Annotated in this window: 19 protein-coding genes; 10 read left to right on the top strand and 9 right to left on the bottom strand. The window is 63.7% G+C overall.

Features of this window, described 5'->3' with window-relative positions; genetic code table 11:
* The first annotated feature begins 77 nt into the window (after nt 1–77).
* From RIB52_RS01985 to hsdR, 3 genes are read left to right on the top strand one after another with little or no spacing between them, the layout of a single operon-like run.
* Nucleotides 78–1,529, top strand: a complete 1,452-nt coding sequence (locus RIB52_RS01985) for a class I SAM-dependent DNA methyltransferase (protein WP_350172387.1) — start codon at nt 78–80, stop codon at nt 1,527–1,529.
* The gene (locus RIB52_RS01980) at nt 1,526–2,716 is read left to right on the top strand and encodes a restriction endonuclease subunit S (RefSeq protein ID WP_350172385.1); all 1,191 of its coding nucleotides are present in this window, start codon (nt 1,526–1,528) and stop codon (nt 2,714–2,716) included. The genes RIB52_RS01985 and RIB52_RS01980 overlap by 4 nt, the downstream gene beginning before the upstream one ends.
* Before the next feature lie 4 nt (nt 2,717–2,720).
* A complete protein-coding gene (hsdR, locus tag RIB52_RS01975; RefSeq protein ID WP_350172383.1) occupies nt 2,721–5,012 on the top strand; it encodes an EcoAI/FtnUII family type I restriction enzme subunit R in 2,292 nt (763 codons plus the stop codon).
* Nucleotides 5,013–5,709: 697 nt separating this feature from the next.
* Here hsdR and RIB52_RS01970 read toward each other — a convergent pair.
* The 6 genes from RIB52_RS01970 to RIB52_RS01945 all read right to left on the bottom strand — a co-directional run bounded on the left by RIB52_RS01970 (nt 5,710) and on the right by RIB52_RS01945 (nt 12,602).
* Nucleotides 5,710–5,916, bottom strand: coding sequence for a helix-turn-helix domain-containing protein (locus RIB52_RS01970; protein WP_350172381.1), 207 nt, complete (start codon nt 5,914–5,916; stop codon nt 5,710–5,712).
* A 94-nt stretch (nt 5,917–6,010) separates the two neighbouring features.
* Nucleotides 6,011–6,691 carry a hypothetical protein gene (locus tag RIB52_RS01965; protein ID WP_350172379.1) on the bottom strand — a complete coding sequence of 227 codons (681 nt, stop codon included), beginning with the start codon at nt 6,689–6,691 and terminating at the stop codon, nt 6,011–6,013.
* Nucleotides 6,688–7,842 (bottom strand): tyrosine-type recombinase/integrase, encoded by a 1,155-nt coding sequence (locus RIB52_RS01960; RefSeq protein ID WP_350172377.1) that lies wholly within the window; start codon nt 7,840–7,842, stop codon nt 6,688–6,690. Before RIB52_RS01960 ends, RIB52_RS01965 begins: the two co-directional genes overlap by 4 nt.
* A gap of 341 nt (nt 7,843–8,183) precedes the next feature.
* Nucleotides 8,184–9,446, bottom strand: a complete 1,263-nt coding sequence (locus tag RIB52_RS01955; RefSeq protein ID WP_350172375.1) for a hypothetical protein — start codon at nt 9,444–9,446, stop codon at nt 8,184–8,186.
* Nucleotides 9,443–10,246: an outer membrane lipoprotein-sorting protein gene (locus tag RIB52_RS01950; RefSeq protein ID WP_350172373.1), complete on the bottom strand. Its 804-nt coding sequence runs from the start codon at nt 10,244–10,246 to the stop codon at nt 9,443–9,445. Before RIB52_RS01950 ends, RIB52_RS01955 begins: the two co-directional genes overlap by 4 nt.
* On the bottom strand, nt 10,239–12,602 hold the full coding sequence (locus RIB52_RS01945; RefSeq protein ID WP_350172371.1) for an efflux RND transporter permease subunit: 2,364 nt from the start codon (nt 12,600–12,602) through the stop codon (nt 10,239–10,241). The genes RIB52_RS01950 and RIB52_RS01945 overlap by 8 nt, the downstream gene beginning before the upstream one ends.
* 792 nt (nt 12,603–13,394) lie before the next feature.
* Here RIB52_RS01945 and RIB52_RS01940 point away from each other — a divergent pair.
* Together RIB52_RS01940 and RIB52_RS01935 are read left to right on the top strand one after the other, a co-directional pair.
* Nucleotides 13,395–13,793 carry a DUF4149 domain-containing protein gene (locus tag RIB52_RS01940; RefSeq protein WP_350172369.1) on the top strand — a complete coding sequence of 133 codons (399 nt, stop codon included), beginning with the start codon at nt 13,395–13,397 and terminating at the stop codon, nt 13,791–13,793.
* Between the two features lie 25 nt (nt 13,794–13,818).
* Nucleotides 13,819–14,226 carry a dihydroneopterin aldolase gene (locus tag RIB52_RS01935; protein ID WP_350172367.1) on the top strand — a complete coding sequence of 136 codons (408 nt, stop codon included), beginning with the start codon at nt 13,819–13,821 and terminating at the stop codon, nt 14,224–14,226.
* An 11-nt stretch (nt 14,227–14,237) separates the two neighbouring features.
* Here the strand turns inward: RIB52_RS01935 and RIB52_RS01930 are convergent, their stop codons facing one another.
* The gene (locus RIB52_RS01930) at nt 14,238–15,281 is read right to left on the bottom strand and encodes a LacI family DNA-binding transcriptional regulator (protein ID WP_350172365.1); all 1,044 of its coding nucleotides are present in this window, start codon (nt 15,279–15,281) and stop codon (nt 14,238–14,240) included.
* A gap of 165 nt (nt 15,282–15,446) precedes the next feature.
* Complete coding sequence (locus RIB52_RS01925) at nt 15,447–16,664, bottom strand: M20 metallopeptidase family protein (RefSeq protein WP_350172363.1); 1,218 nt, start codon at nt 16,662–16,664, stop codon at nt 15,447–15,449.
* 263 nt (nt 16,665–16,927) lie between these two features.
* On the opposite strand from RIB52_RS01925, the gene RIB52_RS01920 reads away from it, so the two are divergent.
* Both RIB52_RS01920 and RIB52_RS01915 read left to right on the top strand, forming a co-directional pair.
* Entirely contained in the window at nt 16,928–17,965 is a 1,038-nt protein-coding gene (locus RIB52_RS01920) for a diacylglycerol/lipid kinase family protein (protein WP_350172361.1), read from the top strand.
* Between the two features lie 15 nt (nt 17,966–17,980).
* Nucleotides 17,981–18,937: a hypothetical protein gene (locus RIB52_RS01915; protein ID WP_350172359.1), complete on the top strand. Its 957-nt coding sequence runs from the start codon at nt 17,981–17,983 to the stop codon at nt 18,935–18,937.
* A 22-nt stretch (nt 18,938–18,959) separates the two neighbouring features.
* Here the strand turns inward: RIB52_RS01915 and RIB52_RS01910 are convergent, their stop codons facing one another.
* Nucleotides 18,960–19,478 carry a DUF2141 domain-containing protein gene (locus RIB52_RS01910; protein ID WP_350172357.1) on the bottom strand — a complete coding sequence of 173 codons (519 nt, stop codon included), beginning with the start codon at nt 19,476–19,478 and terminating at the stop codon, nt 18,960–18,962.
* A 331-nt stretch (nt 19,479–19,809) separates the two neighbouring features.
* Here RIB52_RS01910 and rpe point away from each other — a divergent pair, with 331 nt between their 5' ends.
* The 3 genes from rpe to purH are packed head-to-tail and all read left to right on the top strand — an operon-like array spanning nt 19,810 to nt 23,987.
* Nucleotides 19,810–20,472 carry a ribulose-phosphate 3-epimerase gene (gene rpe / locus RIB52_RS01905; RefSeq protein WP_350172355.1) on the top strand — a complete coding sequence of 221 codons (663 nt, stop codon included), beginning with the start codon at nt 19,810–19,812 and terminating at the stop codon, nt 20,470–20,472.
* Complete coding sequence (locus tag RIB52_RS01900) at nt 20,469–22,358, top strand: heparinase II/III family protein (RefSeq protein WP_350172353.1); 1,890 nt, start codon at nt 20,469–20,471, stop codon at nt 22,356–22,358. The genes rpe and RIB52_RS01900 overlap by 4 nt, the downstream gene beginning before the upstream one ends.
* 6 nt (nt 22,359–22,364) lie before the next feature.
* Entirely contained in the window at nt 22,365–23,987 is a 1,623-nt protein-coding gene (purH, locus tag RIB52_RS01895) for a bifunctional phosphoribosylaminoimidazolecarboxamide formyltransferase/IMP cyclohydrolase (RefSeq protein WP_350172351.1), read from the top strand.
* Nucleotides 23,988–24,239: the final 252 nt, after the last annotated feature.

Here is a 24,239-nt window from a genome sequence, read left to right as displayed (position 1 = left end):
TGCAGGAACATGCGATTGAAGCCAGCAAAGATCCAGCGGGTCTTGGCTACCTGAGCCCTCTGCACTACTCCGAGATAATGTTCGAAAACGCATTTAACAACATCGATCGCGCCATGCGGAACGACGAAGGTCTCGCATCGGAACTCGATTATGCGGAGCAGACAAGCTGGCTGCTCTTCCTGAAGTACCTTGATGACTTTGAGGCGGAGCTTGAGGATGAAGCGGGTCTCGAAGGGAAGGACTACCAGCCGATCCTTGATCCGGAGTACCGTTGGGATGTCTGGGCCGCGCCGAAGAAGGATAACGGCGAGATAGATCATGCGCTGGCCATGACCGGCGAAGATCTGCTGAGCTTCGTCAACGGTGAACTGTTCCCGTATCTCAAAAGGTTCAGCGATAGCGGCGATGATCCCGATACCCTTGAATACAAGGTGGGCGAGATCTTCTCAGAGATCGCGAACCGCTTCCGTTCGGGCTACACGTTGCGCGATGTAATCAATATCATCGACACGCTGAACTTCGGCAGCACGCAAGCCAAGCACGAGCTTTCCGATCTCTATGAGACCCGTATCAAGCGGATGGGCAATGCTGGGCGCAATGGCGGCGAGTATTACACTCCCAGACCGCTGATCCGGGCCATGATCAAGGTTGTCGATCCGAAGATCGGTGAGACGATCTATGATGGCGCCGTAGGTTCGGCTGGCTTCCTGTGCGAAGCGTTTGCCTACATGCGCCGCGACGATCTTTCAGGCGAAGAATGGGACACGCTCCAGCGCAAGACCTTCTTCGGCCAAGAGAAAAAGTCGCTCGCCTATGTTCTGGGCGTGATGAACATGATCCTGCACGGCATTGAGGCGCCTCAGATCCGCCACACGAATACGCTCACCGAAAACGTGATGGATATCCAGGAGGCCGACCGTCACGATATCGTGCTTGCCAATCCTCCTTTCGGCGGCGGCGAGCGCAACGAAGTGCGGCAGAACTTTCCGATCCAGTCCGGCGAAACCGCTTACCTCTTTCTCCAGCACTTCATTCGCAAGCTGAAGGCGGACGGGCGCGGGGCGGTAGTCATCAAGAATACCTTCCTCAGCAACACGGACAATGCGAGTATCGAGCTTCGCAAGGAATTGCTGGCGACCTGCAACCTGCACACCGTGCTCGATTGTCCCGGCGGCACGTTCCAGGGGGCGGGCGTGAAGACCGTGGTGCTATTCTTCGAGAAAGGCGCCTCGACGCGGCAGATCTGGTTCTATAAGCTCGATCCGGGGCGTTCGCTTGGCAAGACCAATCCGCTGAATGATGACGATCTGACCGACTTTGTCGCACTCCAGCCGGACAAGAAGCTGAGCAAGAAAAGTTGGTCGTTGGCGGTCGATGCGCTGGATCAGGAGACATTCGATCTGTCGGTGCGCAATCCCAATGCGCCAGAGGAAGCGCCCTTGCGCGAGCCATTGGAGATTATCGACGCAATGCTCGCGCGTGACACCGAGACTGCCCAAATACTTGAAGATATCCGGGGGATGCTGTGAGCGATGTACAACGCGTTATTGCCTTACCTTCAGGTTGGCAAGAAATGCGACTTAATGACTTTTGCGAACAACCTAAGGCTTCAAGTCAGCCCGAAGCCGATGCGCTCTACAATCTCTGGAGCGTCCCTAGCTTTGATAATCAAGAGCCGGAAAATGTTCTTGGCAGAGACGTAAAGAGTTCAAAGAAGCACGTGCAGGTCGGCGACGTCTTGCTCTGCAAAATTAATCCCAGAATTAATCGGGTTTGGCGAGTAACCGGCTCCGAGAGCGACAGGCACATTGCATCGACCGAGTGGATTGTCCTACGGCCAAATGGCGCGGCAGACTATGATCCTGCCTATCTCCAAGCATACCTGTCATCGCCCGCCTTTCGCGAATGGATTGTCAGCGAAACGAAGGGCGCGACGGGAAGTCACACCCGCGCGAAAGTCGCCGAAGTCATGCGGCAGCCAATTCCACTTCCCCCACTGGAGGAGCAGAAGCGGATTGTTGCGGTGCTCGATCAGGCATTCGCCGCTCTCGACCGCGCCCGCGCTAACGCCGAAGCCAATCTCGCTGATGTGGAGGAGCTACTGGGTGCTTCTATTGCTGAGATGTTTGCAAGAGCAGGTGGAGGCGCCTCACTGCCGCTGAGCAAAGTGTCGAAGTTCGAAGGCGGATCACAGCCTCCAAAATCCCAATTTATCTCGGAGCCGAGAGAAGGATACATCAGGCTTCTGCAAATCCGTGATTTCAAGTCAGATGACAAAGCGGTGTACATACCCGACGATGGCAAGAGACGCCGTTGCAAAGCTGACGATATACTTATCGGACGGTATGGAGCTTCCGTAGGGCAGATTCATAGGGGCAAAGCTGGTTGCTATAATGTAGCCTTAATTAAGACTTCACCTGATCCGAAGGTCATTGACCGAGATTATTTTTACTACTTTCTGAAGTCGGACCTCTTTCAAAAGCCATTGCTATCCCGTTCCTCAAGAGGGGCACAAGACGGTTTCAACAAGGGGGATATAGCAGACTTCCCAGTGCCTTTACCGGCCTTAGACGAACAGAGAATCATGGTGGACCAGATCGTCAAGATTGAAGAGCAGTCCACTAAGCTGGCACGCACGTATGAAGCCGCAGTTCATGACGTTGACGATCTCTGCCAATCCTTTCTTCAGAAAGCCTTTGCTGGGGAGCTGACCTAAGCCCATGCAGGAGACAGAGGCAGATACTCGCGCTAATCGCATCGATCCGATCCTGAAAAAGTCCGGTTGGGGTGTAGTCGAAGGCGCCACCATACGGCGCGAGATGATTTGCCCTGGTCGGATCATGCCTGGCGGCCAGCGCGGCGCTCCTCTGTCGGCTGATTATGTCTTTGAATATCGGGGCCAGAAGCTTGCCACGATGGAAGCAAAACGCTTCGGCAAGGGCGCTGGCGCAGGCGTGGGACAGGCGAAGGATTACTCGACCAGATTGAAGGCGCGCTTTGCCTACGCCTCCGATGGTGCCGAGTGGTATGAGATCGATATGCACACTGGTGCGGAAGGCGACATGGCTCTGCCCTTCCCGACGCCGGAGGAGCTTTGGAAGCGCTGCTTTCCCACTGGCAATGCGTGGCGCGAACGCTTTGGCGCCATCCCCTTCGAGACCGGCGGTGGCAAGTGGCAGCCGCGATATTACCAGCACAATGCCATCACAGCCGTCCTGGAGGCCATAGCGCAAGAAGAGAAGCGTATCCTGCTCACGCTGGCCACAGGGACGGGAAAGACCTCTATCGCCTTCCAGATCGCCTGGAAGCTGTTTCACAGCCGCTGGAACCTCTCAGGCGAGCCCAGCCGCCGACCGCGCATTCTCTTTCTGGCCGATCGCAACATTCTCGCTGATCAGGCCTACAACGCCTTCAGCGCCTTTCCAGCGGACGCCCTGTGCCGCATCAGTCCGGATGAGATCCGGAGGCGCGGAAGCGTGCCGACCAATGCGAGCGTGTTCTTCACGATCTTCCAGACTTTCATGACGGGCGAAGATCAATTCCGCTTTGAGGGCTATGATCCGGACTTCTTCGATTTCATCGTGATCGACGAATGCCACCGCGGCGGCGCCAAGGACGAGAGCACCTGGCGTGGGATCCTGGAGTACTTCGAGCCAGCCATTCAGCTTGGCCTCACGGCCACGCCTAAGCGTGACGTGAACGCGGACACATACAAGTATTTTGGCGAGCCCGTTTACACTTACGCTCTCAAGGAGGGCATTGGAGACGGCTTCCTGACGCCGTTCAAGGTGCGCCAGATGGCCAGCACGCTCGACACCTATAAATTCAGCGACGACGATGAGGTGGTGAGCGGCGAGATCGATCCGGACAAGGAATATTCAGAGGCCGATTTCAACACCAAACTGGTCATCGACGAGCGCGAGCGCAGCCGCGTTGAAGAGTTCATGGACCAGATCGATCAGCGCCAGAAAACGCTCGTCTTCTGCGCGACACAGGCTCATGCTGCTCGGGTTCGGGATTTCATCAACCAGACTAAGAAAAATCCTGATCCCCACTACTGCGAACGTGTGACCGCTGATGATGGTAAGCTCGGTGAGCAGCATCTCCGCGAATTCCAGGACAATGAGAAGACGCTCCCGACGATCCTAACGACATCGCACAAGCTTTCGACCGGGGTTGATGCTCGGAACATCCGGAACATCGTGCTGCTTCGCCCCATAAAATCGATGATCGAATTCAAGCAGATCATCGGGCGCGGGACACGGACTTTCGACGGGAAGGATTTCTTCACCGTCTACGATTTCGTGAAGGCTTATGAGCACTTCAACGATCCTGAGTGGGATGGAGAGCCAGAGGAGCCGACGACAGGAACTGGCGGCGGCGGCCAGACGGGGAGCGGCGGAGGTGCGGGCGACGATGGCACCGCCGAGCCTGTAGAGCAGGTCGTTGTGAAGCTTGCCGACGGCAAAGAGCGCAACATCCGATACGTTGCTGAGACCACGTATTGGTTCCAAGGTCGGCAAATTACCGCCGAAGAGTTTATGAGGAATCTTTTCGGCGATCTTGGGTCGATCGTCTCAAGCGCCGATGAGCTTCGGCGCGTATGGAGCGATCCTGATCGCCGCGCTGCCCTTCTGCGCCAACTCGAAGAGATGGGTTACGACCGCGAGCGGCTGGATGACATGCGTCGACTGATTGATGCACCCAATAGCGATATCTTCGATGTTCTGGCCTACGTCCGTTTCACCTTGGCGCCTCTGACACGATCGGAGCGGGTTGGCGCTGCGAAGGAAGCTGGATTGGGTGGTTATGAAGAGGAAATGCAGGAATTCCTTGGCTACATCCTACAAGCTTATGAGATGCAGGGCATCCGGGAACTGGCCACAAACCGGATCAGTGACTTTCTTCAAATTCGCTACGGAAGCACTGGTGACGCCAAGAGAGCCTTAGGTTCGATCCCTGAGATTCGCGGTGCTTTCATCGAAATTCAGAAGCACCTTTTTGCGATTTGATTGGATGGCCGCTCTCTCGCGCGCGCGCGATGCGCCGCTCATTGCTGTTTCGGCATAACACCACCCATGGTGCAGCTATATGTGTGGCGGATTCCCTAACGAACACAAGTTAACTGATTTCAGAAGCTTAGGATCTCGACGGTGCGGGAATCCCACACCGCTTTGCGACCAATAAGTGCTCAGCATCATCCATTCGTGTCGGAATCCAACATCGGATAACGACCGTAGCTGACCGCCCTCTTGTAGCGCTTGATGGCTCCGAGACCGCGCTCCATTCGTTTGAACTCTCGACTCCCTGAGTCTGGTTGGCGATCGCGAAACTCATTAGATGGGCCTCTCCTGCCAGGCCCAGGGAGGTGGGTGAGCCGCCATGTTCGTGCTCTGGATTTCTCGGAAGCTTTCACGGAGAAATGAGCATCGCTGGTACATTCGATAAATCCCATTCTCTCGAGTTCATCGAATGCCCTCTGCGTCGCCGTATGATCCGCGAGCCCGATGCGGTCTGTGGCATCTCTCACGCTGAGGTAAAGGGAGCCGTTATTGCTCCCGTTTTCCATCGATATCAGCTCTGTATGAAGCACTCGCGCAACGGGGCTTAGCGATCGATATGCTGGGCAATGAAGCATGCTGTGATCAATCCGAGCAAAGCGGTTGGTCTTATTCCTACCTTTTGCATTCAAATTGCTCCTTCTTCCCACTATTCGACGTCGAGAAATAGCTCGATCGCACTCATTGGGATGAGGCGCGTCCGGCCGTAGCGGACGGACGACAGCTCTCCCGTCTTTATGAGTTGGAAAACCCGCGACCGGGAGACACCGAGAAGCTTTGCTGCTTCTTCGGGTTTGAAGGCGAGACGCTCTGGCTTTGCGTACTCGTCAAGCGATGTCGTTTGTTTCGTTTCCATAACCTGTTCCAGCCCGTTGTCGACTGGGCGGGATCATGCTGGATTAAGTCTGGCTTGCCGATGTTGCCGGTTTGAAACCGGCAGGATTGGCTTCCTATTTGGTTTGCTCAGGCACCCTCTGAACGATGTAAAGAAAGCTCACCAAACCATCAGAAAGGTCGTCTGGGACATCAAAGTTCAGAACGTCTCGTATGCCGATGAGAGGTCGCAGCCGCGCCGCGAAAAATCTGTCAAATTCTTGGCCGTCCAGTAGCGTGGGCTTCAGGGTCTTCTGGTCTGAAGACGCAATGTGAAATTCAAGGCTGAGAAGGTTCTCGTTCATCGCCGCGTATGTTCGACCTTCACGCTTCGCTCGATGCATCCATTTCTGGCAGTCGCGTCGATAATAATAGCACTTCTTGCAGTAAGCTTCTGACCGCCCCAAGGCATCGGAGGCATTTTCGATACCCTCCAACAGGTTCGATGCCTTCTCGATGTAGGGAGCTACTTCGGCACCAAACACAAACCATTCCTGCCGATCTTTAATGGAGTCCCACCAGCGTGCAGAGCGCTCGTGGCCAGACATCTTGAGTCGCATCCCGAATGGAGATTTCTCTTCCAGCAAATCGGCTATGGCGTTTCTTACGGCGGGACCGATTTCATGCTCTGACCGCAAGAGATCCACCAGCGGGCGTTGCCACTCACGCTCCCAACCAATCAGTGCCGCGAATGCTCTCGAATTCAGTTCGCGCGCTTCTCGGCCCAACGGATCTGAGGCGTTTCCGGCGCCACTCATAAGCTCAGATTTGCCAATGCGCGCTGAGCCATCTCCTGCCTAAGGTGCCCATAATGCTCTTCGATCATCTCGACGCTCGTATCGCTAAGCTGCGCGATCATGAGGATAGGTGCTCCGTCGAGCGCTAAGTCGGTCAGGACTGAATGCCGGAGAGTGTAAGCGGTTATGCCTTCCGGCAAACCCGATCGAACCGCTGCTGCCTTGATCGGCTTGTTCCAGTTGTCCTTCGTCCATCTCGCCCCATTCGCTCTCATGAAAAGCGGTGCGTTTGGCAGTTTGTCCTTAGACTGCTGTGCGATCAGCTTCGCAGCTGTCTCAGGAAGCAAGACTTTCCGAGCGCGGCCAGACTTATCCTTCCCGATCGTCAGTTCGCTAGTTCGTGCGTCAAAGTCAGCGGCAGCCATTCGGGCCATCGCACCAGGTCTTATTGGCAGCATGCAGAGTGCTTTTATGAATGGCTGTGCGTCACAGGTTGAGGCGTTCACCAGATCCTGTCTCTGCTTTCGATCGAGATAGAGAGTACGCTGTCGATCGGCATTCTTGATGGGCCTCAAAGCCTCCTGCCAAGCCGCCTCCGTTCCCGGTGCGCCGGGAGCCAGCACCTTCATCAGCGCAGCTCGGAGGGGGACAATATCGCGGTTGATGGTTGCTGGGGATCGAGCCTTCTGTTCGCCCGTGCTCAGCTCTTCGATGCCAATGCGTGCTGGCGTTGCCTCAAGGCGCTTCCGCCACTCCCAGAGATGGTGCCTCCGCACCTTATCGATCGGGATGCGCCCTATCTCGTCTCGATAAACCAGACGCTCAAGACGGGCCTCCTCCTCAGGCCTCTTTGCCGCATATGCGCGGCAAGCCTGTTCGACGGTTTTGATCCTTTCGTGGGAGTATCCGCCTGACAGCACTTTTTCGGCGAACGCTTCAGCCTGCGCCTTGGCGGCCGTAAACCTATCGCGCGGAGCGAGATCACCCAGATCTCCGAGAGACTTCGTCTTATATCGGCTCTGGTCGGGATCGTAAGCGCGAGCGATCCACGATCCTGGACCATCCCGTTTCGAAGGCCTGTAACCGAGAAAACAGCCGTTATGGACGCGTTGCCAATGCGGCTCGCGTCGCGGTTTAAGGCTTTCGCGAATGGCGACTCTGCTCAGATCCATAGTGCGCAGACATAGCGTATGGAAAGAGTATGGAAAACCTATTGCGACTTTCGTGGCCCTACCTGAACCACAAATATCGGAATCTCATGCATTAATGATCTTTCTGAAACCAAGGTGGACCCAGAAAATCTGCCCTCCGAAGGCAGAGGTCACAGGTTCGAATCCTGTCGGGTGCGCCAATATTTTCGGCACGACCGGATCGCGCTCCGCCTTGGCCGGCCCGGCACTGGCCGGATTCCCGCCAAAGCGATCCGAAGCTGGTATTGCCCGCGCCGCAAGAAGCTCTTGCGACGGTTGCGGATCCACCCTTTGCGCCCCGGCCACGACGCCGACAGGCACCTTCAGAACGCGAAACGGATGCCGCCGAGCACTCTCGATCGGTCGGAAAACTGGCCGAAAATGCCGTCGCCCGAGCCGTAGAACAGATCGCCGCCCAGGAAGAGCGAAAACCGGTCGTCCAACCTGCGGGTCATCTCGAGCCGGACAAGGCCGTCCCCGTCCGTGAAGGAATTGAGCCATTCGGCTCGCAGGGCATGAAGATCGTCATCGAAATCCTTCTGGATTCGCACGGTGGAGATCACGTCGGTGGCGGGGCGGACCAGTTCACGGTTCGAGGAAACATGATCGAGGATCACCTGCACGTTCACATAGGTGTCGAGCGGTCCCGAGAAATCCGCTCCCAGACCGCCGACCATCCGATCGACTTCGGCGATTTCGGTTCCGGATGTGCCCGCGACGACGAACCGGGCATCCGGCGTCCATGCGGCCTCGAGCCTCCCCACCACCGCGCCCAACTGCCGCACGAATTCGAATCCGAGCGTGTGCCGGCGGGGATGGCGCAGCTCGATCCGCTGGCCGTCAAACACCGGCACCCCGTCCTGATCGATGCCGCGCACGAAGGACACCCTGAGATCGGTCGCGTCGAGGCGGTAGGAAACCCGCGCCGCCAGAGTCGCATCGCCGACAAGGTCGCCGCGATCCTCGCGTTCGATCGGCGGCAGCGGCCCGGTCGCCTCGAAGCCGGCAAGAAAGCGAGGCGCCTGGGGAAAGAATGCGGCGCCCGGCTCGGCCAACTGGTTTACCGTCGGGTCTGGCGCGACGACAAGATCGATGTCGACCCGCCCCAGGATCGCCTGCATCCGCGCGGCCCAGATCGCGATCCGGTCGGGGCGCGGATTGCGTGCCAGCCCCTCGGTCAGGCGCGCCGGGCTGACCGTGTCCACGACCCGCGCGCCGTCGATGGATCCCCAGGCGACCTCCTGTTTGCCGAGCCTGAATTCGAGCGCCCCGGCCGGGATCGAGAGATAGAACTCGTCGATCTCGACGCGCAGGTCGTCCGCTTTCACCAGCGGGGCCGAAATCGGGGAAAAGCTGCGGCGCGTGCCGGTCCCGGTTTCCGACCCGGCGATCTCTGCCCGGACCGACATGACCGCCTCCACCCCCGGCGCGATCGACACATAGGCTTCCGGCTCGAGCAGCAGCGCCGCCTTTGCGAGCCCGTCCTCGTCGGTCGCCAGGGCGAGCTCGCCATCGACGGTCTGCGCGGCCAACGGGTTCCCGGCGGGGACAGCTGCCAGCGCGCACAGCGCGAGGCCTGCCCTCACGGCATGCGACCGGCGACGCGATCGAGCCGTGCCGGATCGAACAGGCTTTCCCGCGCGTTTGCCCGCGAAAGGCCCGAGACCGTCACGCGGGTCGAGCGCCCGGAGCGGTGATTGGTGACGGTGAAATCGGTCGCGGTGAGCGACGAGCCGACCTTTTCGATCCCCCGCACCGCGATCGTCTTGAGGCGCCTCCCGGCCGGATCGGTGAAAGTGATCACGCGCGGAAACCAGGTGTCGGCATCGATATAGGCGGTGAAGCCGCCATAGCCGATTTCACGCGCGATTTGGGTGTTCTTCGCCTCGCCCTTGAGTATCAGGCGCCCGCTCTTGGTGCGGCCGCCCGCGGTGAAATCGTAATCGGCCAGGCCGAACTTGAAGCTGTCCTTCACGTCGCCGTAGGACAGCTCGGTCCCCATGAAGCTGTCGGCACGATCCGAAGAGGGGACGCGGCGCGTGCGGCTGGTCGCGGGAAGATAGAGCCATGTCTCGTCCGCGCGATCCGCCGCCTTGTGATCGTAGCTCAGGAAGGACGTTCCGCGGATGCTGCCCGGCTTGTCGAAAGCGAGCAGCAGGCGATCCGTGCTCTTCGTCTGGGTGCGCAGCATCTTCGCGGCGCGGGTGCGCGTGCGGCCGTCATTCTCGATCAGGAAAGTGATGCGGCCCTTGCGCGGATCGGCGTTCGGCCGCTCCGCGATGTTCCTGGCAATGGTCTTGCCGTCGAGAGCGCCCTGCGCCGAAAGGTTTGTGGCAAAGGCGATTGCGGCAAGCGCGGCAAGGGCGGCGAGCAGGGTTCTACGCATGGCTTGGCTTCCATTTGCGGGAGGTGATTGAGGCGATCGCGGGAACCATGACGAGCGCTCCGAAAAGGCTTCCGAAAGCGGCAAAGGCGATCAGCAGGCCGAACCAGCGCAGCACCGGGGTCTGGCTCAGGGCGACGACGAGGAACCCCGCACCGAGACTGGCGGCGCTGAAGAAGCAGGCGCGCATGACCGTGACGTAATTGCCCGAAAGCGCGGTGAGCATGTCCTGGCCGCGGGAGAGGCGGCGGCGCAACTCCAGCACCAGGTGAATCCCGAAATCGACACCCAGGCCCGCGGCGATCGCGGCGCACATGCTGGTCGCCGGAGCAAGGTCGATGGCGGCGATGCCCATGGCGGCATAGAGCAGGACGATGCCCGAAAGCACCGGGAGCACCGCGATCATCGCGGGCGCAAAGCCGCGCAGCAGGATCCAGGTCGCAACCGTCACGAACAGGACGGCGGCGGCGATGGTGAAAGGATGGCTGTCGCGCAGCGAATCCATCCATCCGTCATTGACCGCCATCCGCCCGCTGATCGATGCCTGGAGCGGGGTCGTCCCGGACCATTCTTCGAGGACCGTCTCGACTTTGCGGATGACCGGCTTGGTCGCGGAATACTGGCCGTTTTCCAGATAGCTGCGCACCATTGCGTGGCGTCGGCCGAAATCGAGCTGGGCTTCGAAATCGTCGGGATCGCCGCTCGCTTCGTAAAGGAACATGTATTGCGCCGGCGCATCGCGGATGTCTGGCAGGGAGCCCGCCGGTGCGCCGTTGAGCCGTTCGTGCATCAGGCCTATCGAGTCCCCGAAGCTCGTCACCTTGGCGATTTCGGGAATGGCATCCAGCCGCTGCTGCAATTCCACGACCGCGCGCACCGCCTCGGCCGTCAGCAGGGCCTCTTCCTCGCCGCTGTCGATCACGACATCGAGGATGTTGCCGCCCGAGAATCGCTCCGCCAGCACGTCGTCGGCGGCGAGGACGTCGTCACCCTGCGTGAAGTAGTTGCGCCGTTCATAATCGAATTCGACCTGTGCGGCGGCGATCAAGGCCCCGCCGACGACGGCCAGCGACAGGAGGAGGGCGGCGGCGGGGCGCGAGGCGCTCCAGACCGCGATTTTCGACAATATCGATTCGAGACGCGGTGCCCGGGCGACTGTCGGCGGAAGATCGGCCAGCCGCATCTGGATGAGCGGGAGCACGGTCAGGCTCAGCAGGCATGCGACCATCACGCCGATGGCGGCGACCAGGCCGAAATCGGCAATCGGCTTCATCGGCGATCCGATCGCGAGACCGGCAAAGCCGAGGCTGGTCGTGACGCTGGTGAGGACGATCGGCAGGCCGACCTTGTCGATCGCCGCCGCCATGGCGTCGGCCTGCGTGCCGCCGGGGGACTGCGATCGCGCGCGCTGGTAAGCGAGCGTGAGGTGAATACTGTCGGCCACCGCGATCGCCATGACCACCACCGGCAGCGCGGTGGTAATCAGATAATATTTCGAGCCGATGATCCCGATCCCGCCGACCGCGCTGAGGGCGGAGCCGATCACGACCAGGAACGGGCCGAGAATGGCCTGGACCCGGCGCAGCGCGAGCAGCATGAAGAACGCGATCGTCACGAATGCCGCCGGCAGGAAGATCAGCGTGTCGCGCGCGATGTGTTCGGCAAGGCGGCTGTTCATCGTCGCCACGCCGGACTGGTGCACGCTCACCCCTTCCGGCGCCAGTTCGCGGGCGAGATCGGCGATTTGGGCGGTCACTTCCTGCGCATGGTTGGGATCCGTGACGGGAACGATCGCCAGCAGCGCATCTTCGTTTTCGCTCACCAGCGTGCGGGCAAGGGGCGGCATCTGGCGATAGAGTTCGAGCGAAACGGCGGGGTCGATGGCATAGGGGTCGATGATTTCCGGCGCTTCGAGATCGCCCACCGCATTGGCGAGGATCGCCTTTTCCGATCCCAGGCTGACGACACCCGGCTCGACGCCTTCGACATAGGCGACCTCGTCGGTGAAGCGGTCCACTGCTGCCAGCATGTCGGCATTGAAGGCGCTGGTCCCGCTTTCCTCGGCGAACACGACGATGGCCGGATCCTCGAGCCCGAAAGTCTCCCGCGCCATCTCCCGCGCCTGCCACGCCGGGTGATCGTGGCTGACGAAGGCATCGACCGAAGGATCGCGTTCGAGCCAGGCGAGGCCGAGCGCGAACAGGATGACCGGCAGCAATCCGGCGATCGCCGTCAACCATGGCTTGGAGACGATCCAGCCGGAGAAGGAGGGCCATTCGATATCGGGAAAACCCGCATCCAGGATGCCGGCCCGCGGTGCATCGGTCTGTCCCCCTTGCGGGTGCTTTGCATTGGGCACTGTAAAGACCTCGCTCGACGGACACGTTGAAGCCGACGGCACAAGCCGCGCGGCGTCGGATTGCCGACGCGCGGACCGCCGCCATGGCGAAGCTCTCCCAGTTAGTTAATCCCCGTTTTTCGTCCGGCTTGCAGAACGATATTACAATTGAGTGACTCTGAGGATTTAAAAGTTGCATACCAATGCAACCCCATTGAAATCATTGCATATAACCGGCTGCAAGCCGTGGGCAATGACTGCGCCGCTGCCCAGCTAGAGGCTTTGCAGCGCCACGGCCGGTGCGGCAGGCCGGATTGCGTCTCTTGCCGAGCGCGGCTTTCGCGCGGCAGGGGCCTCGGCGCCCTTTGTTGCATCTTGCAGGAGCGCAATTGACAGCTTTTCAAGCGATGGGACGGACCCGACGGCGCTGCAGGTGGTTAGGGGGATGCGGTCGGCAGCGAATGCGGCTTTGTCGAGGCGTTCGTCTACGGTTCGACCGCAGGATCGTCGCATGTCGGGAAGGGCGGATTGCCATCGCGCCATCCGCGCCCGCCTTCCTCGCGGACGGGGCAACCAAGGAAGCCATCATGATTCTTCTCAATTTCGCGATTCTCGGCTCCGGCCTTGCCGTCGGCATTTACGAAACGATCAAGACCAGCCGGGAACTCGAAAGGACAAGGGCCGAGAACGCGGACGATTGATCCGCATGAAACATAAGGCCGAAATGCGATGCGGCCGGGCCCCGACCGGTCCGGCCGCTTCCGCTCGTCGAAGCGGCCGTCCCGCTTTTGACAGCCCGGTGCCATATCCGCGATGACCGAAACCGCCCTGCTCCTCACCGCCCTGCTCTTCGGAGGCGCGGTCCTTTACTCCTTCGGCTTTGCGGCCTTCGTGTTCAGCGCCCTGCCGGCCGACCTCGCCGGATCCCTGCTTCGGCGGGCGTTCCCGCACTTCTACCTCTTCGTCCTTGGTGCCTCTGCGGCAGGCGGCGCTCTTGCCGCTTTTGCGGACAGTATCAGCGCTGCTGTCCTCGCGGCGATAGCGGGGACGACGCTTGTCGCGCGGCAAATCCTTATGCCCGCGATCAACTCCGCCAGGGATGGCGGCAGGACCGATCGCTTTCGCCTCTTTCATTCGCTGTCGGTCATGATAACGCTCGCCCACATTGCGGGCGCGGCTGTCGCGCTCGTCAGGCTGGCGGCGCTGACATAGCAATCGGCCACGGGATGGAAGTGCGATGACGCGCGCCACGATTGACCTGAAGGGACTCGAACTGCCCGTCGCTCTGGGCACTTACGGCCCCGGCGACGTCGTGCCCGACGCTCACCTGCTTGACGGCGTGCTCGAAATCGATCCCGAACTGCTGCTCGTCGACGAAGACCGGATCGACCGCGTTTTCGACTATGATCCGCTGATCGAGCGGATCCTCGCCGTGGCCGGCGAACGGCACTACGAAACCCAGGAATATCTGCTCAGCCGGATCGCATCCCTGTGCGCCGGGATCGAGGCAATCACCGCGATCGACCTTTCGATCTACAAGACTCCCGTGACCTCGGCAGGCGGGCGGCTCGGAGTTCGGCTCGTCATTCCGCGCGAGGAATTCGGTGCCCGGCGCGCCGAATTGTCCTCCCGCTTCGCGCGATAAGATCGCCCAAGTCAGACCGCACGCGGAGCGCGGGCAATCGTTGCGCGGGCAGTGAAAAGATGGGCTTCGGCATGGTTCGGATCGGGTGTCAGCAGACCCTTTCCGCCGGTTTCGTCGCCCCCCTCGATAAGGCGCAGGCAGGCCCCGGCGAAAAGCGCGCCGAGCGGCTGGTGCAGCGTCGAAACCGCCGGGTGACTGCGGGCAAGGCCGGGCGTCTCCTGCAGCGCGAGCAGGGAGAGGTCGCGCGGCACGGCCAGCCCCAGTTCGCGCGCGACCTGCAGCACGCCCAGCGCGACCGCCTCGGTCCCGGCGATGATCGCGGTCGGCCTGATCGTCGGCGCTAGCCAGCTGCGGGCAAGGTCGATCGCACCGGGAAGGTCGAGCGCGTCGTCCGAGACGAAACGGCGATGCGCCCGGCTTCCCGCTTCGGCGAGCGCGCGGCGATAGCCCTCGACCCGGCGGCGCGAACGGGCCGTGTCGCCCTCACCGCAGATGAAGCCGACCTGGCGGTGGCCGTGTTCGAGCAGCTTCGCGGTTGCGGCCTCGCTGAACCCGGCTTCGTCCAGGCCGGGCAGGATGCGGCCATATTCGTGGCGCTCGCCGAGGCAGGCCGCCCTGATGCCGCGCCGCGCGAGCATGTCGTGCAGCCCCGTGTCCTCGTCCAGCGGGGGCAGCAGTACGACCCCGTCCGGTGTGAGCGAAGTGAGCGCCGCGGCCAGCTCGCGCTCTTCACCGACCTGTTCGAACATGAGATGATAACCCGCCTTGCTGCAGGCCTCGAGCCCCTCGAGCAGCATCGCGTCGAGCGGCAGGCGCCCGGCGAGCCGGCCGGCAGGCGCCCGCTCGATTGCGGCGAGCACGAGATAGCTGCGCGCGCCCCCCATTCGCCGCGCGGCGGCATTGGGGACATAGCCGAGCGCCTCGATCGCCTGTTCGACCCGTCCTCGCGCCGACGGGCTGACATTCGGGCTGCGATTGATCACGCGCGAGACGGTCTGCCGCGAAACCCCCGCTTCGCGTGCGACATCTTCGATGGTGATGTTGCCTCGGCCCATGGCAACGCCCCTAACGTGTCAGTGCGACCCGACGATCCGATACTATATCACGTATGTTGGCTAATTAAGACGACGGTTTCCTCCACGCCCATTGGCAAAGCGGCAATCGTACATGACTGCCGGGATGGCAGGGACCGTTAGCAGCCTAGCTCCGACAGGCGAATATCAGTCGAATCCGCGCTCCAGGAATTCCAGTGCGCAGCCCGCCAGCATCGCCGCACCGGTGGGCAGTGCGCTTTCGTCGACATGCATGCGCGGAGAATGGATCGCGCAGCACGCGCTCCAGTCATCGCCCTCCGGTGCGACGCCGAGGAAGAACATCGCGCCGGGCACCTGTTCGAGCACATAGGCAAAATCCTCCGCCCCCATGATCGGCGCGGCGAGATCGCGCCAGCCTTCCTCCCCGCCGAGCGTGCGTGCCACGTTCGCACCGAGCGCGACCGCACGGGGGTCGCACAATGTGACCGGGAAGCCGGGAACGATCTCGCATTCCGCCTCGACCCCGTGGGCGCGGGCGACGTCGCGCGCCGTGGCGGCGACGAGCTCGCGCACCTTTGCGCGATGCTCGGGCGAAAGTGTGCGGATCGTGCCCGCGACCATCGCCTCGTCGGGGATGACGTTGTGCGCCGTGCCGGTGTGGATCTGCGTGACGGTGACGACAACCGCGCTCGCCGCGTCGAAGCGGCGGGTCACCATCGTCTGGAGCGCGGCGACGATCGCAGCCGTCGCCGGGACCGGATCGGCGCAATCATGCGGCATCGAGGCATGCCCGCCTCTGCCGCGCACAGTGATGGTGAACTGGTCGGCCGCCGCCATCAGCGCTCCCGGCTTTCCGGCGAGCACGCCGTGCTGTGCATTGGGCATGACATGGAGCGCGAAGGCCGCGTCGGGCAGGGGGTCGATCAGCCCGTCCTCGAGCATGAAGCGCGCGCCGTGATGCCCCTCCTCGCCCGGCTGGAACATGAAATCGACTGTCCCCGAGAACTCGCCCTGCCGTTCGCACAGCATGCGCGCCGCGCCCGCCAGCATCGCGGTGTGGGTGTCGTGGCCGCAGGCATGCATGCGCCCGGCGATGGAGGATGCGAAGTCGAGCCCGGTCTTCTCCTCCATCGGCAGGGCATCCATGTCGCCGCGCAGCAGCACGCGCCGTGGCTCCCGCAGCGCGCTTTCGTCCGCCCTGCTCCCGACGAGCGTTGCCACCGCCCCGCTCGTCGAAGGGCCGCTGCGCCATGCGAGCGGCAGGTCCGCAAGCGCCTCGCGGACCTTGGCCATGGTCTTCGGGCAATCGAGGCCGAGTTCGGGCTCGGCATGGATCGCGCGGCGCAAGGAGACGATGCCTGGGGCGATCGTGCGGGCGGAATCGAGCAGGTCCGGGGCAAGCATGACCGTGATCCTAGCGGCGCGCGCGCGGCAATCCAGCCCGCATCTCGGATAATAAGCCCGCGCGAGCCGCCGGGCGGACATGCCCGCCGCATGCCGTCGCCGCGCACCGTCGTCTGGTCCGGCTTTGCCGAGGCATCGCACGGGCAGACCTTGCAAAAAGCGCGACCGCACCGATGTAACCGCGCAACGCCCGCAAGATTGTTACAATCCCGGGTAAACATGGCAGTGGCATGGAAGCTGACTGACCGTTATAGGACCGGACCATGGCAACTTCGATCTACGAATTCGCGCAGCTGCCGCGCCTCGACGCCGCCCCGGGCAGGTCGGCGCGCGCGCGCCGGGTTCGTGCCAAGGGCGAGGCCCCGGTCGTGGGCGTGATCTACAATCCGCGCAGCCATCGCAATCGCGGGGCCGATCTCGACTGCTCGATCAGCCCGCATGTCCATATCGCCCAGCCCGGCGATCGCGGCCAGTTGCTCGAGGCGCTGGCCGATCTCGCCGCGCGCGATATCGACCTGCTTGTCGTAAATGGCGGTGACGGCACGGTGCGCGACGTGCTGACCTGCGGCGCAGCACTGTTCGGCGACGACTGGCCGCCGATCGCCGTCCTGCCCAAGGGCAAGACCAACGCGCTGACGATCGATCTCGGCGTGCCGGGTGACTGGAGCCTGCAGGGCGCGATCGAGGCGCTCGATCACGGCGGGACGGTGCGGCGGCGGCCGATCGCGATCGAATCGCTCGACGACCCGGCCTCCGCCCATGTTTTCGGATTCATCTTCGGGGCGGGCGCATTTACCACCGCCACGCGCGCGGGGCAGGTCTCGCACCGGCTCGGCGCGTTCAATTCGCTCGCGGTCGGGGCGACAGCGCTGTGGGCGCTCGCCCAGTCGCTTTTCGCGACGCGCGACAATCCGTGGCGCAAGGGCGCGCGCATGACGATCAGGCTGGGGGCGAACGGTGCGCCGATGGCGCATAGCGGCAAGGGCGATCCGGCCTTCCGCCAGGCGCTGTTCGCCTCGACGCTGGAACGCCTCCCGGCCGGGCTCAAGCCGTTCGGCAAGCTGCGCCATGGGCTCAAGCTGGTCGCGGTCGATCAGATCTCGCGCCGTACCACGCTCAGCGTGCCTGCCATTGTGCGCGGGCGCAATGCGCCCGGCCTGCGCGAGAGCGGGATTCATCAGATCGCCGCGAGCCAGTTCACGCTCGCCATCGAGGACCAGTTCATCCTCGACGGCGAGGCTTTTCCGGCGGGCAATTATCGCATAGGCCAGGGACCCGAGCTCGAATTCGTTACCCCGTAAGGCCGGAGAAAGGTCATGCCCGCCGAGGCCGCGCCGCGTGCGGCTCCCGAAAGACGCGCTTGGGCCGAGGCTGCGCTGTGCGGCCGGATCGCCGGGCGGCTCGCAGCCAGAGTGGATCCTGCAGTGCGCGCTTTCGCGGCCGAGCTGGGTGAGGAAGCGGGCGCGCGGGCGGTTCTTTTCTACGGATCGAACCTGCGCACGGGATCGCTCGAGGGGGTGCTCGATTTCTACGTCCTGTTGCCGGGCGAGGCGGCTGGCGAGCCGCGCATCTGGCCACGCGTCAGCTATAGTGAGCGATCACAAGACGACCTGACACTGCGCGCCAAGGTTGCGACGATGCGCCTTGCAACCTTTGCCGAGGCAGCCCGTGGTGTGCGCAGGGACACGACGATCTGGGCCCGATTCGTCCAGCCGAGCGCCCTCGCATGGGCCGCGGACGAGGCGGCGCGCGGCGAAGTCGCGCAGGCCCTCGCATGCGCCGCCATCACCGCCGCGCGGCTTGCCGCCGCGCTCGGGCCGGAGCGGGGCCTGCCTACCGATTACTGGCGCGCGCTGTTCCGGGCGACCTACCGCGCCGAATTCCGGGTCGAGAAGCCGGGGCGCGAGAACGATATCCTCGGCGTGAACGCGGATCACTTCGACGGCCTGCTCCCGCTCGCTCTGGAGGCGGCGGGGATCGGTGTTTCGAGCGACGGCGAACGCATCGCCCCGCACATGGCGGCGGGTGAACGCCGTGCCGTGCTGCGCTGGTGGAAACGGCGCGCGCGGATCGGCAAGCCGCTCAATTTCACCCGCCTCGTCAAGGCGAGCACGACTTTCGAAGGCGCGGCACGCTATGCCGCCTGGAAGATCGAGCGTCACACCGGGATGCCGGTCGAGATTACGCCCTTCCGGGAGAAACATCCGCTGATGGCCGCGCCGGGCGTGCTTTTCGCGCTGTGGCGGCATCGCCGTGCCCGGGGCCGCTCCTAGCGTCCCCCAAGACCGGCCGCCTTCAGTCCATGTAGCGCATCCGTACCGTCATGAGGGTGACGCCGTCCTTCGCCCGGAAGGTCGTATCGTCGAGCGAGGGCGGGAGCGGGAGACCGAGGAATGTGCGGATCTCCGGATCGCCCGACATGGCCGCGCCGTCGGTCGAAAAGTCCTTTTCGCGATTGCCGTTGGCATCGTGCTGCACCGCGATGGCATAACTCCCTGCGCGCGGCAGCGGCACGCAGGCATAGGTGACGCCCTTGCGCGGCTTCATGTCGATGCGATGGATATAGCGCTTGGAGCGCAGCCAATCGCTCCCCTTGGCAAAGTAGGTGCGCACGAACAGGTTGCCGGCGCCCGATTTCAGCCCGGTGATGCGCAGGCGCACGGCCGGGCCCTTGCCCGGGGCGCACTGGCTCATGTCATTGTCGATCTTGACGCCATAGGTCTGCTCGGCCCGGGCCTGCGAAGCGGCGGCGAAAGCAAGCGCGCCCGCCAGGCCGAGCGCGGCGATGCCCGCTGCCGGTCGGCGTGCGCCCATGCGCGATTGCTTGCGAAAACGCGCGGTCTGCGTGGAAATCCGCCGTGAAACCATGCTTGGCCCCTGTGCTTGAAAACCTGTCGTGAAATTCGTGGTCGGTGGGCCGTCTGCTCCCCGCGCCCCGCATCCTGAAGCAGGCCATCCGAATGTCTCATTCGTGTGACAATGCATCTGGCAAAGGGCGCGTGAATTGCGCCTTAACCGCGCTTCCGCCCGGCCTGCCGCGCAGCGTTGCATGACGGTGGAAAAGCGCGTCTAGCATGCTTGTGACGCGATTCGCGCCTCCGGTAGTGCGATGGTCGCGCGCAGAAAAGCGCGCAGCGAGAGGATTATGCCCGCACCCTTGATTTCCCCATCGATCCTGTCCGCCGATTTCGCCCGGCTGGGCGAAGAAGTGCGGGCGATCGACGCGGCCGGGGCGGACTGGATCCATGTCGATGTCATGGACGGCCATTTCGTGCCCAATATCACCATCGGCCCCTCCGTGGTGAAGGCGCTGCGGCCGCATAGCGACAAGCCCTTCGACGTCCACCTGATGATCGCTCCGGTCGATCCCTATCTCGAGGCTTTCGCCGAAGCGGGCGCGGATATCATCACCGTCCATCCCGAAGCGGGCCCCCATGTCCACCGCACGCTGCAGGAGATCGGGCGGCTCGGCAAGAAAGCGGGCGCGGTCATCAATCCCGGCACGCCTGTGGAGGTGCTCGACAACCTGATGGACCTCGTCGATCTTATCCTCGTGATGAGCGTCAATCCCGGTTTCGGCGGGCAGGGCTTCATTTCCTCGCAGCTCGCCAAGATCGAACGGGTGCGGGCGATGATCGATGCGACGGGGCGCGACATCCACCTCGAGGTCGATGGGGGGGTCAATCCCGAGACCGCCCGGCAATGCGTCGATGCGGGGGCCGACGTGCTGGTGGCGGGATCGGCGACGTTCAAGGGCGGGCCCGAGCGCTATGCCGCCAATATCGCCGCTCTCAGGGGAGAGGCATGATGGACGGCCTCTTCGCGGGTCAGAAGGACACGGCGCCGGAAGACGTCGCCGACCAGACCCCGGACAAGGCCGGGATGACGGCCTTTCCCCTTCCGCTGCGGGCCGAACCGGCCGCCGAAGCCGCAGGCGAAGAGGTGGCACCCGCCCCGCCGGAGACATCCCGGGCGCTGGCGCTGTCCGATGTGATCGCGCCGAAGGCGCGCGCGGGCGAAACGCTCATCCGCATGGCATACCGGCTCGGCGTGCCGCGCCAGGCTCTCGCCGCGCCGTTCCGGCGGGCGACGCCGCTGCGGGTCCTGGCGACGGTCAAGGGCGCGGTTCCCGGCGACCGCGCGGCGGGCAAGGCCCTGCGCGCCGGGTATTTCATGGGGGACGGGGTAAGGCAGTCGATCGCCGGTCTCGATTTCACGGGTTCCAGCCGCCTTGCCCCCGCCATCGAACGGGCGGTGCATTCCTTTTCTTGGCTCGCCGATCTCGCGGCGAGCGCGCCGCGCGCCGATTGCGTGCCGGTGGCCGAACGGATCGCCGCGCGCTGGCTCGACGCCCATCCGGCCCCCGGACGCCGAGCGGCCTGGGATGTCGAACTCGCGGGGCTGCGCCTGCTCGCCTGGCTGGTCCATGCGCCGCTCGTGCTTTCGGGCCATGACCCCGCGGTCAAGCCGCGCCTGCTCGAAGCGATCGCCGACACCGCCGACTGGCTCGACCGCAAGGCAGCCTCGAGCGGTGCGGGGCTGGGCCAGGTCGCGGGCTGGGCCGGAGTCACGGCGGCGGGGCTGCTGCTTCCAGACGGCCGCCCGCGACGGCTCTATGGCGAAGCGGGCCTGATCCGCGCGCTGGGCGAAATGGTGGGCGAGGACGGCGGCGTGCTTTCCCGCTGTCCGGCAGCGCAGATGGAAGCGATCCGGCTGCTCACGGACTGTCTCGCCTGTTATGAAGCGGTCGCGGTCGAGCCGCCGGAGGCGCTGTTCGTGATGCGCGAATTGCTCGTGCCCCCCTTGCTGGCCCTGCGTCACGGCGATGGCGGTCTCGGCAGCTGGCAGGGGCAGGCCGCGATCGACGCGGCGCGGCTCGCCCGGGTGATCGAGGCGAGCGGCGTGCGCACCCGGCCGCTTGCCGAGGCCGATCACTGGGGGTTTCACCGCCTGCGCGGGGGTGAGACGCAGGTCCAGTTCGACGCCGCGCCCCCGCCGCGCGTGCGCCATGCCCGCTGCGCCAGCGCCTCGACGCTCGCCTTCGAGCTGTCCGACGGCCCGGCGCGCGTGATCGTCAATTGCGGCGGGGCCGCGCTGTCCGGTGGGCTGGTCCCGGCGCGCATCGGGCGGGGCCTGCGCGCCAGCGCCGCCCATTCGACGCTCGTTCTCGACAACGCCAATTCGACCGCAGTCGAATTGCACGGCAAGCTCGGGCGCGGGGTCGAGACGGTCGAGGTCGAGCGCCGCCTGCTCGGCGAGAACGGGAAGGACGGCGTGCGCATCGAGGCAAGTCACGACGGCTATGCCGCGCGTTTCGGCCTCACCCACGCCCGTGTCCTCTCGCTGCGCGCCGACGGGACCGAACTGGCGGGAGAGGACATCCTCGTGCCCGCCGCGCGCCGGGGCAAGCGCGGCAAGATCGGCTTCGCGATCCGGTTCCATCTCGGCATGGGTGTCGAGGCGCGGCTGTCCGAGGACGGGCGCGGTGCGAGCCTGCTGACGGCGGACGGGAAACTCTGGCAATTCCGCCTGCGCGGCGATAGTGCCGCAGCGGGCGATATCGCCCTCGCCATCGAGGACAGCCTGTGGGTCGATGGGCAGGGACGCCCGCATCCGACCGGGCAACTCGTGGTCGAGGGGCTGACATCGCGCGGCGGGGGGCAGTTCTCCTGGCTGCTGAGAAAGACGGGGTAGCATTTCGTGAGCACGACCAAGATCCAGCGGGCGCTGCTTTCGGTGTCCGACAAGACCGGCTTGGCCGATCTCGGCAAGGCCCTGGCAGCGCGCGGGGTCGAGCTGGTGAGCACCGGCGGGACCGCGCGGACCCTGCGCGACGCGGGGCTGGAGGTGCGCGACGTGTCCGACCTCACCGGCTTTCCCGAGATGATGGACGGGCGGGTCAAGACGCTCCATCCCAAGGTCCATGGCGGCCTGCTTGCCCTGCGCGACAATGCCGAGCACCGCGCGGCGATGGCGGAACACGACATCGGCGCGATCGACCTCGTCGTCGTCAATCTCTACCCCTTCGAGGCGACGGTGGCGAAAGGCGCGGACCGGGCCGAAATCATCGAGAACATCGATATCGGCGGGCCGTCCATGGTCCGCTCGGCGGCGAAGAACCACGGGGCCGTCACCATCCTCACCGATCCCGCCGATTACGGCGCGCTGATCGCGGAAATCGAGGCCCTTGACGGCGCGACCTCGGAGGCGTTTCGCATCCGCATGGCGGGCAAGGCCTATGCCCGCACCGCCGCCTATGATGCGGCGATCGCGAACTGGTTCGCTTTCGCCGACGCCTTCACCCACCCGCTGGGAACCGAGGCGCTGGCCGCCACCCCCTTCGTCGAAACCATGCCGCTGGCATTCCGGCGCGAGGATACGCTGCGCTACGGCGAGAACCCGCACCAGCAGGCGGCGATCTATGTCCCGCAGCTGATCGGCGCGCCGGGCGTACCGCAGGCGAAGCAATTGCAGGGCAAGGCGCTCAGCTACAACAATCTCAACGACGCGGATGCCGCGCTCGAACTCGCCGCCGAATTCGCGGGGCAGGACCCGGCCGTGGTTATCGTCAAGCACGCCAATCCCTGCGGGGTCGCGCAGGGGACCTCCCTGCTCGAGGCATGGGAAGCCGCGCTCGCCTGCGACAGCGTTTCCGCCTTTGGCGGCATAGTCGCGGTCAACAGCGAGCTCGACGGAGCGACGGCGGAGGCGATCGCCGCCATATTCACCGAGGTCGTGATCGCTCCCGCGGTCAGCGCAGAGGCGCGCGAGGTGTTCGCAAGGAAGAAGAACCTTCGCCTGCTCGAATGCGGGGCGCTGCCCGATCCGCGCCGGGAAGGCTTTGCGATGAAAAGCATTGCGGGCGGTATGCTCATCCAGGGGCGCGACAACGGGGCGGTCTGCGGCGAGGACCTGCGCGTCGTCACCCAGCGCTCGCCGAGCGAGCAGGAACTCAAGGACTGCCTCTTCGCCTGGACCGTCGCGCGCCACGTCAAGTCGAACGCGATCGTCTATGTGAAGGACGGGGCGACCGCCGGGATCGGCGCAGGGCAGATGAACCGCCGCGATTCGGCGCGCATCGCGGCGATCAAGGCGCGCGAGGCGGCCGAGACTTACGGCTGGGACGAAGCCCGCACCAAAGGCAGCGCGGTCGCTTCGGATGCCTTCTTCCCCTTCGCCGACGGTCTGCTGGCAGCAGCCGAGGCGGGCGCGACCGCGGTGATCCAGCCGGGCGGTTCGATCCGCGACGAGAAAGTCATCGCCGCCGCCGACGAGGCCGGGCTTGCCATGGTATTCACGGGAATGCGTCACTTCCGGCACTGAACAGGCGGACAGACCGGGATATTGCAACGGCAGCAGCCTCGACGAAGAAGCGCTTCACCGCATCGAGCACCCTGCTTCGGCCCCCGGGCCAGCTTCGCTCGCGCGAAGACGGGCCCTTGCGTTTCGCATCTGCGTGGCCGTTCGCGGCGTAGCTTCGCCAAATAGGAAACAACCGGTCGCAGGAAAGACATTCTCCAACGCGGCGTTCACCGGATTGCAAGCGAACCTGCGGCAAGGATGCCCTGCACGGCA

It is taken from the genome of Erythrobacter sp. (assembly GCF_040217515.1).
Classification (GTDB): Bacteria; Pseudomonadota; Alphaproteobacteria; order Sphingomonadales; family Sphingomonadaceae; genus Erythrobacter.
This window is presented reverse-complemented; position numbering and strand designations above follow the sequence as displayed.